The 7,601-nt window shown below is 72.8% G+C and carries 8 protein-coding genes; 1 reads left to right on the top strand and 7 read right to left on the bottom strand.

Going from position 1 to position 7,601, the window contains the following annotated elements; translation table 11 throughout:
- Positions 1–43 precede the first annotated feature (43 nt).
- Positions 44–496 carry a tetratricopeptide repeat protein gene (locus NON00_RS23460; protein WP_256025214.1) on the bottom strand — a complete coding sequence of 151 codons (453 nt, stop codon included), beginning with the start codon at positions 494–496 and terminating at the stop codon, positions 44–46.
- A gap of 50 nt (positions 497–546) precedes the next feature.
- On the bottom strand, positions 547–2,259 hold the full coding sequence (locus NON00_RS23455) for a formate--tetrahydrofolate ligase (protein ID WP_256025213.1): 1,713 nt from the start codon (positions 2,257–2,259) through the stop codon (positions 547–549).
- Positions 2,260–2,493: 234 nt separating this feature from the next.
- Here NON00_RS23455 and NON00_RS23450 point away from each other — a divergent pair, with 234 nt between their 5' ends.
- A complete protein-coding gene (locus tag NON00_RS23450; protein WP_256025212.1) occupies positions 2,494–3,153 on the top strand; it encodes an OmpW family outer membrane protein in 660 nt (219 codons plus the stop codon).
- A gap of 154 nt (positions 3,154–3,307) precedes the next feature.
- Here NON00_RS23450 and NON00_RS23445 read toward each other — a convergent pair whose 3' ends face one another.
- The 5 genes from NON00_RS23445 to NON00_RS23425 form a co-directional block, all read right to left on the bottom strand.
- Positions 3,308–3,904 (bottom strand): hypothetical protein, encoded by a 597-nt coding sequence (locus NON00_RS23445; RefSeq protein WP_256025211.1) that lies wholly within the window; start codon positions 3,902–3,904, stop codon positions 3,308–3,310.
- A gap of 178 nt (positions 3,905–4,082) precedes the next feature.
- Complete coding sequence (locus NON00_RS23440; protein WP_256025210.1) at positions 4,083–4,700, bottom strand: ABC-type transport auxiliary lipoprotein family protein; 618 nt, start codon at positions 4,698–4,700, stop codon at positions 4,083–4,085.
- Between the two features lie 157 nt (positions 4,701–4,857).
- On the bottom strand, positions 4,858–5,883 hold the full coding sequence (locus NON00_RS23435) for an MlaD family protein (RefSeq protein ID WP_256025209.1): 1,026 nt from the start codon (positions 5,881–5,883) through the stop codon (positions 4,858–4,860).
- Position 5,884: 1 nt separating this feature from the next.
- A complete protein-coding gene (locus NON00_RS23430; RefSeq protein WP_370688762.1) occupies positions 5,885–6,727 on the bottom strand; it encodes an ABC transporter ATP-binding protein in 843 nt (280 codons plus the stop codon).
- A gap of 2 nt (positions 6,728–6,729) precedes the next feature.
- Positions 6,730–7,601 (bottom strand): ABC transporter permease (locus tag NON00_RS23425; protein ID WP_256025208.1); only part of this gene is annotated, 872 nt, incomplete at its 5' end.

The raw sequence follows: 7,601 nt of genomic DNA, 5'->3' as shown, positions 1-7,601 counted from the left end.
GCCGCGGGGGCGGTCGCGCAGCAGCAGCAGCAGGTCCTCCACATCAGCCGGGCGTACCAGCAGCTGCGCCGGCCTCGCGGCAGGCATGGGCCAGGGCAAGGTGCGACTCGGCGGAGCGCGGCGCCAGCCGCACCGCGCGGCGCAGCGGCGGCAGCGCCTCCCGCGCCCGGCCCAGGGCGCAGAGCGCCTGGCCCAGATGGCGCAGGCTCAGCCCATCCTCCGGCCGGCGCGCCAGGGCGGCGCGCAGCGCGGCCACCGCCTCCTCCAGTTCCCCCGCCTCGGCCAGGGCGGCGCCCAGCGAGGCGAGGAAGACCGGCGCCGCCGGCTGCGCCGCCACGGCGCGGCGGATCAGCGCCAGCGCCCCCGGCAGGTCGCCCTGCTGGCGCAGCACGGTGCCGAGCAGGTTCAGCGCATCCGGCAGTTCCGGCCGCAGCGCCAGGGCCTGCCGGTAGAGCGCCGCCGCCGCCGCCAGATCCCCGGCGCCATGCCGCGCCATGCCGGCGCGCAGCAGCGCCGCCGGGTCCGCCAGCGGGCCAATGGGCGGGATCAGAACAGCCCCTCGATACGGCCCTCGGCGTCGAGGCCGATGGTCTCCGCCGCCGGGCGGCGCGGCAGGCCGGGCATGGTCATGATCTCCCCCGCCATCGCCACCACGAAGCCCGCCCCGGCGGAAAGCCGCACCTCGCGGATGGGCAGCACATGCCCCTCCGGCGCGCCCAGCGCCGTGGGGTCGGCACTGAAGGAATACTGCGTCTTGGCGATGCAGACGGGGACATGGCCGAAGCCCGCCTCCTCGAATTTCCGCAGCTTCGCCGCGACCGGCGGCGGCACGGCGACGCTGGCGGCGTGGTAGATCTCGCGCGCCACCGTCTCGATCTTGCCCTGGAGGGAGAGGTGGTCGTTGTAGAGCGGGGCGAAGGCCGCCGTGCCGCCGGCGATCAGCCCCTGCACCGCGCGGGCGAGATCGGCGGCGCCCGCCGCGCCCTCCCCCCAATGGGTGCAGAGGATGGCCTCGGTGCCGAGCGCCGCCATCGCCGCCTGCACCGCCGCGATCTCCGCCGCCGTGTCGCTGGTAAAGCGGTTCAGCGCCACCACCACGGGCAGGCCGAATTTCCGCATGTTCTGCACATGCCGGGCGAGGTTGGGGATGCCGCGCTGGACCGCCGCCACATCCTCCGCCCCCAGGGCCGACTTCGCCACGCCGCCATGCAGCTTCAGCGCCCGCACCGTGGCGACGACGACGCAGGCCGCGGGCGCCAGCCCGGCCGAGCGGCACTTGATGTCGAGGAATTTCTCGGCGCCCAGATCGGCGCCGAAGCCGGCCTCCGTCACCACCACATCGGCCAGTTGCAGGGCGAGGCGGGTGGCGATGACGCTGTTGCAGCCATGCGCGATATTGGCGAAGGGCCCGCCATGCACCAGGGCCGGGCTGCCCTCCAGCGTCTGCACCAGATTGGGGGCCAGGGCATCGCGCAGCAGGGCGGCCATGGCGCCATCCGCCTTCAGGTCGCGCGCGGTGATGCTGCGCCCGTCCCGCGTCTGGCCGATGATGATGCGGCCGAGGCGCGCCTGGAGGTCGGCGAGGTCGCGCGCCAGGCAGAAGACGGCCATCACCTCCGAGGCCACGGTGATGTCGAAGCCATCCTCGCGCGGGAAGCCATTGGCCACGCCGCCCAGCGCCGCGGTGATGCCACGCAGCGCGCGGTCATTCATGTCGATGGCGCGGCGCCAGGAGATGCGCCGGGCGTCGAGGCCCAGCTCATTGCCCCAGTAGAGGTGGTTGTCGATCATCGCCGCCAGCAGGTTGTTGGCGGCGGTGATGGCGTGGAAATCGCCGGTGAAGTGGAGGTTGATCTCCTCCATCGGCGCCACCTGGGCGCGGCCACCGCCGGTGGCGCCGCCCTTCACCCCGAAGCAGGGGCCGAGCGAGGGCTCGCGCAGCGCGATCATGGTGCGGGTGCCGAGGGCGTTCAGCGCATCGCCCAGGCCGATGGTCGTGGTGGTCTTGCCCTCGCCGGCGGCGGTGGGGTTGATGCCGGTGACGAGCACCAGCGCGCCCGGCCTGCGGCCCGGCATCGGGCTGTCCTGGGCCTGACTTTCCTGGGCCTGACTGTCCTGGGCGCGCACGAAATCCAGCCCGACCTTGGCCTTGTAGCGGCCATAGGGCTCCAGCGCCGCCTCCGGGATGCCGGCGCGCGCGGCGATCTGCTGGATGGGCAGGAGCGTCGCCGCGCGGGCAATGTCGAGGTCGGTGGCCATGCGGGATTCCCCAAAGCAGGTCGGTGCCGCCTGCGGCTTATCGTCGCCGCGCGGCAGCGGCAAGGCATGGCGCGCTGCCGCGCCCCCGCGCGGGGGGCTGTTGCGGCCATGCCACAGTGCGGCCGGGCCGATCGTCGGGGCTCCCCACGGAATGATCCAGATCAAGGAAACGTCAGCCGGGCGGCACTACTCGGGTGGCATGGCGGGGATGCCGCCTGGAATGAGAGGTTGGTCGTGATCAAGAAGATGGGCGGTGCCGTGGCCGCCGTTGCGATGGGTGCCGCCCTGCTGGCCGCCCCGGCCCAGGCGCAGGACGCCCCCTTCCGTGGCAAGCAGGCCGGCGATCTGGTGCTGGGCTTTGGCGTGATCGGCGTGCTGCCGGAGAAGGGCGGGCGCGTGGATGCCATCAATGGCAAGCCCGATGCCTCGGACACGGCGACGCCGCAGCTGGACCTGACCTACTTCCTGACGCCGAATGTCTCGCTGAACCTGATCGCCGCCACGACGAAGCATGACGTGAAGGTGCGTGGCTCGGCGCTCGGCGATGTCAATCTGGGCCATGTCTGGGCGCTGCCGCCGACGCTGACGCTGCAGTACCACCCGCTGCCGCAGTCGCGCTTCAGCCCCTATGTGGGCGCCGGCATCAACTACACCGTGTTCTATGGCGAGGGCGGCAGCCGCACCTCCCCGGTGAGCAAGGTGGACATCGAGAACACCTGGGGCTGGGCGCTGAATGCCGGCGTGGACTATGCGGTGAATGACCGCTGGGGCGTCAATTTCGACGTGAAGAAGCTGTTCCTGCGCCCGGATGTCTCGGTCAATGGCGGCGCCATCGGCGCGCGGGCGGATCTCGACCCGTGGATTGTCGGCGCCTCGGTGCGCTACCGCTTCTAAGGGGAAGCCAGAGGGGTGGAAGCCGGGCGCCAGCGGCGCCCGGCCCTGGAAGAGAAAAGATGGGGGTCCGGGGGAATTCCTTCCCCCGGATCTTTTTCATTCAAAAAAACAAAACGTTCTTTTTTGAAAAAAAGAACCAAAAAACTTTTTTCCGTCAGCCGGGCCAGGCGAGGCGGGTGACGCGCCAGGCCCCGTCGCGCCAGGCGAGATCCAGGCCCAGCGCCCCCGGGCCGGCCCGCGGCGCCAGTTCCAGCCGCACCTCGGACAGGCCCTGCAGGCGCCACTGGCCGAGCATTTCCAGCGGCCGCAGCGTGGCATTGGCCAGGGTCTCCGGCGCCAGACGGCGCGCCACGATCATCTGCCGCAGCGCCACCGGATCCTGCCACCCCGCCTGCACCTCGCCGGCGAGCAGGGCCAGATAGACCCCGGCCTCGCCACCCAGATCCGGCATGGCGGCGGGGCGCGCCAGGGCCGGCTGCAGGCCGGCGCCATCCAGCTGCGCCAGCACGCGGCCCGCATCCTGCCGCAGCAGCATCCCCGCCAGATGCACCAGCGGGCGGCCCGGCCCAAAGGCCAGCAGCCCCACCCCCAGCAGCATCAGCGCCAGGAAGGCCACAGGGCCACGCCGCAGGCGCGGCCTGCGCCGGGGCGCGGGCGCCGGGGCGGGCGGGGGCGGCTCGGCCGGGCGGTGCCGGGCCTCGAAATCATCCCAAACCTCGTCCCAGCAATCGGCTGGGTTAGCCAGGGGCATGGGCGGCTCCGCCAGCCGGCGGGAGGCGTTCCACGTGTCTCATGGAAATGGCGAAACTCCCCATTTGTCTCTTTTTGGAGACTAACGGGACATGCCTAACCACTCCGTTAATGCGAACCCCGCCTGCGACCGGCGCCTGATGCGCGCCAGCCGCAGCCCTGTCACCCTGAAGCGCGGCTCAGGCGTAAGGGGCGATGCCGCGTTCCAGCGCGCCCAGCGTGGCGGCGAAAGCCTCGGTCATGGCGGCGGCCAGCGCCTCGGGGCGCAGCGGGCGCTCCGCCGGCAGCGGCGCGCGGCCGCTGACGGCCAGCTGCGCCAGCACCTGCGCCGATTCGCCCCCCTCACGCAGCAGCACGGCGGAAAGCCCGGCCCGCGCCTCCCCGGCGCCGAGATCGGCCTGGAGCGCGGTCAGCTCCGTCTCCAGCACGAGGTCCGCGCGCGCGCGGCTGCCCGGGGCCACCACCGCCTGGAACAGGCCGCCGGCGGAGAGCCAGCGGCGCAGCGCCTCCTCCGCCAGTTCGGCGGGGGGAGCGCTCCATTCGGCGTAATAATCGGTCTGTTCCGTCCCATCGGGGCGCAGGCTGCGCAGGCCGCGCGCCTCCTGCCCCGGCGCCGCCCGCATCAGACGCACCTGGAGCACCCGCCGCCCCCCACCCGCCAGACCACCCGCCGGCCGGGGCGGCTCGGCCCGCTGCGGCAGCAGGGGGAAGCGGCGCACCTCCACATAGGGGTGCTCGGGCAGCACGGAACAGGCAGCCAGCCCGAAGGGCAGGACCAGCAGCAGGCGGCGGTTCATGCGGGCTTCCTCTCGTTCAGAGACGGTTTGCGATGCTCTCTTGAGAGGGGCTTCGCCCCTCTCAAACTCTCCCCACCAAAGGCCTGAGGCCTTTGGAAACCCATTTGTGAGAGGCCGGTGATGGCGGGTGCGGGGGCGTCTGAGGGGGGAGGCCCGCTCAGCGGTAGCTCGGCGCGGGGGGCGGCGCGCCGAAGATCGCCTGGCCAGGGGTGCGGCGCAGCGTCTCGGTGGTGTCGCGCAGATTGGTGGTGACGGCACGCAGGTCACGCAGGATGGGGCCGAGATCGACACTGGCATCCTGCGTGGTGGCGCGGGCGGTGCGCGCCGTCTGCTCCAGCGCGGTGATGGCGGCGGGCAGGCGGGCGAGGCCACGGCGCAGTTCCTCCGCCGCGCCGGCGGCATGGGCCAGGGTCGCCTTCGCCTCCGGCCCGCCGATCAGGCCGCGCAGATCGGCCACGGTGGCGCGCAGATCGGCGACGAGGCCGGGCAGGTCCGTCCCCGCCACGCTGCCGCGCAGGGCGCTCATGGTCTGCGCCGCGTCGGCGATGACGCGGGCCAGATCGCCCTCCTGCAGCTGCGTCTTCACCGTGCCGACGATCTCGGTCATGTCGCCCAGCAGCTGTTCGAGCGGCGCCTGCTCGATGCGGCCGAGAATGGCCTCCGCCGCGCTCTGCACCTGGGCCACGGTGGAGGGCATGGCGGGGATGACGGGGTATTGCGGCTCCCAGGGCAGTTCATCGCGCGCAGGGAAGCGGGTGGGGCTGACGAAATCCAGCTCCACATAGGCCACGCCGGTGATGCCCTGGCTGGAGAGCCGCGCGCGCAGGCCCCGGCTGACGACGCTGGAGACGGAGCTGGCATCGTCGATCGTCGCCTTGCCGGGGTCGAGGGCGAGGCGCACGAGCACGAGCTGGAAGGCATCCAGCGCGGCATTGCGGCTGGAGGGCGGGTATTCGGCGTTGACGAGGCCGATCTGGCTGACCTGCCCGATCTGCACGCCGCGGTAGCGCACCGGCGCGCCGACCTCGAGGCCGGTGACGCTCTCGCCGAAATAGGTCTCGAAGATGATGGTCTGGCGGCCGAAGCCGCCGCCGGTGAGGAAGAGCACGAAGCCGAGGCCGAGCGCGAGGCCCACCAGGATCAGCGTGCCGACACGGACATAGAGGCGGGATGTCTGGGGCATGTCAGGCCGCCTCCCGGCGGAAGAAGGCGCGCACGGTGGGGTGCGTCGCGTGGTCGCGCAGGGCGCGCGGGTCACCCTCGGCGATCATGCCCCGGGCCTGCTTGTCGAGCATGATGCAGCGGTCGCCGATGGCCAGGATGCTCTGCAACTCATGCGTCACCACGATGAAGGTGGTGCCGAGGTCGCGCGCGAGGTCGCGGATCAGCTGGTCCAGCCCGGCGGAGGTGATGGGGTCCAGCCCGGCCGAGGGCTCGTCGAGGAAGAGCAGCGGCGGGTCGAGCGCCATGGCGCGGGCGATGCCGGCGCGCTTGGCCATGCCGCCGGAGATCTCGGCCGGCAGGCGATGCGCCGCGTCCGACAGCCCGACCAGGCCGAGCTTGACGCGCGCCACCTCCTCCCGCGCCGCGCGCGGCAGGCGGGTATGGGCCTCAAGCGGCAGCATGACGTTTTCCAGCAGCGTCATGGAGCCGAACAGCGCGCCCGACTGCCACATGACGCCCAGCCGGGTGAGCAGCCCGCGCCGCGCCGCGCCGGTGGCGGCGGCCAGATCCTCGCCCAGGATGCGGATCTCGCCGCCCGTGGGGGCGTGGAGGCCGATCAGCAGCTTGAGCAGGGTGGACTTGCCGCAGCCCGAGCCGCCGAGGATGACGAAGACCTCGCCGCGCTCCACCTCGAAGGTGACATCGCGGAACAGGGTATTGGCGCCGAAGGCCATGGCGACGCCGCGCGCCGCCACCACGGGGTGCGCGGCGGTGCGGCGGTGGATGTCCGGGGGGGTGCCTGCGGCCAGGGGGGCGGCCGGGGGGGTGGCCAGGGGGGCGGCCGGTGCGGGGGGGGTGTCCATGCTCACCAGCCCAGCCGGTAGAAAATCACGGCGAAGATGCCATCCAGCACCACGGTGGAGACGATGCCGCCCACCACCGCCGCCGTCGCCGCGTCACCCACCGCGCGCGGGCCGCGCCCGGCGGACAGCCCGGCGCGGCAGCCGATGCCGGCGATGACCAGCCCGAAGATGACCGACTTGCCAAGCCCGCCCATCAGCCCGCCCAGCGTCAGCCACTGGCTCAGCTGGTTCAGCACCAGCGAGGCGGGGAAGCCCAGCGCCCCCATCACCAGCCCCATGCCGACCAGGCCGGAGAGATCCATCAGCAGCGTCAGCACCGGCATGACCAGCGCGGCGGCGAGCAGGCGCGGCATCACCAGCATCGCCATGGGGTCGATGCCCATGATGCGCAGCGCGTCCACCTCCTCATTCACCGTCATGGTGCCGAGTTCGGCGGCATAGGCGGAGCCGGTGCGGCCGGAGAGGATGATGGCGGCGATCAGCGGCCCCAGCTCGCGCGTCAGCGAGATGCCGACCAGCGGCGGGATATACAGCTCGGCGCCGAATTGCCGCATCGGGATGGAAGACTGGAAGGCGAGGATGACGCCGATCAGCGAGCCCAGCAGCAGCGTCAGCGGGAAGGCGCGCAGCCCGGCCTCGTCCAGGTGGCGCAGCGTGTCGGCCAGGCGCAGGCGGCGCGGATAGGGCAGCAGGGCGGCGGCCATCACCACCGCCTCGCCGAAGAAGCCGGTCCAGTAAGCCAGGGTGCGGACGATGCCGACGCCCCAGGCGCCGGTGGCGGCGACGAAGGGCATGGGCGGCGGGGCCGCCGGCGGGGCGGGCGCGGCCAGGGCGGCGCGGGCGCGCTCCAGCACCGCCGCCACCGGGGCGGTGG

The organism is Roseomonas sp. GC11 (assembly GCF_024437745.1).
In the GTDB taxonomy this organism is placed as follows: Bacteria; Pseudomonadota; Alphaproteobacteria; order Acetobacterales; family Acetobacteraceae; genus Pseudoroseomonas.
Note: the sequence above shows the minus strand (reverse complement) of the source record. Positions and strands in the feature narration are given on the sequence as shown.

Excerpts from the sequence above, each read along its gene's own strand:
- NON00_RS23460 (WP_256025214.1), bottom strand. The coding sequence starts at position 496 with ATGGCGCGGCATGGCGCCGGGGATCTGGCGGCGGCGGCGGCGCTCTAC.
- NON00_RS23455 (WP_256025213.1), bottom strand. The coding sequence starts at position 2,259 with ATGGCCACCGACCTCGACATTGCCCGCGCGGCGACGCTCCTGCCCATC.
- NON00_RS23445 (WP_256025211.1), bottom strand. The coding sequence starts at position 3,904 with ATGCCCCTGGCTAACCCAGCCGATTGCTGGGACGAGGTTTGGGATGAT.
- NON00_RS23440 (WP_256025210.1), bottom strand. The coding sequence starts at position 4,700 with ATGAACCGCCGCCTGCTGCTGGTCCTGCCCTTCGGGCTGGCTGCCTGT.
- NON00_RS23435 (WP_256025209.1), bottom strand. The coding sequence starts at position 5,883 with ATGCCCCAGACATCCCGCCTCTATGTCCGTGTCGGCACGCTGATCCTG.
- NON00_RS23430 (WP_370688762.1), bottom strand. The coding sequence starts at position 6,727 with ATGGACACCCCCCCCGCACCGGCCGCCCCCCTGGCCACCCCCCCGGCC.